Source organism: Bifidobacterium pullorum subsp. saeculare (genome assembly GCF_016899725.1).
Classification (GTDB): domain Bacteria; phylum Actinomycetota; class Actinomycetes; order Actinomycetales; family Bifidobacteriaceae; genus Bifidobacterium; species Bifidobacterium pullorum_C.
This window is the reverse complement of record NZ_JACLYU010000210.1, coordinates 1-454: the sequence shown is the minus strand read 5'-3', so window position 1 is coordinate 454 and position 454 is coordinate 1. Positions and strand designations below refer to the sequence as shown.

General features: G+C 56.6%; 1 protein-coding gene. It reads left to right on the top strand.

All coding sequences use genetic code 11. The annotated features are described in order from the left end of the window. The first annotated feature begins 121 nt into the window (after window positions 1–121). Window positions 122–400, top strand: coding sequence for a hypothetical protein (locus tag H7U32_RS10210; RefSeq protein ID WP_204469913.1), 279 nt, complete (start codon window positions 122–124; stop codon window positions 398–400). Window positions 401–454 lie beyond the last annotated feature (54 nt).

Genomic DNA, 454 nt, shown 5'->3' with positions numbered 1-454 from the left:
TTGTAACCCGATGAAAGGAGCGACTATGAGCGCGTTGCAAGCAGCCTTACCACCCGATTGTTCCCTCATGCCAAGCTGTATAATTCATCGTGGAATTATTCAGCAAATATGGAGGTCAATCATGCCTGTCATCAAGCCCGTTTCCGACCTGCGCAACTACACCGAGGTCCTCGCCGACGTCCGCCCCGGCTCCCCCGTCTTCCTGACGCGCAACGGCCGCGGTTGCTACGCCATCGTGGACATGGCGGACTACGACCTCAATTCCCGTCTGTACAACCAGTACCTCTACGCTCAGGCCGAACTCGGCCGTAAGTCCGGCGAAGAGCACGGGTGGATTCCCTTCGAAGAGGTCTGCGCATCGCTTGGCATAGATCCGAGCGAGGGGACCGGAGATGAATGAGCCCAACTACTCGACCTTGGCAAAACTGGACCTAGAGAACATCCGCGACTATAT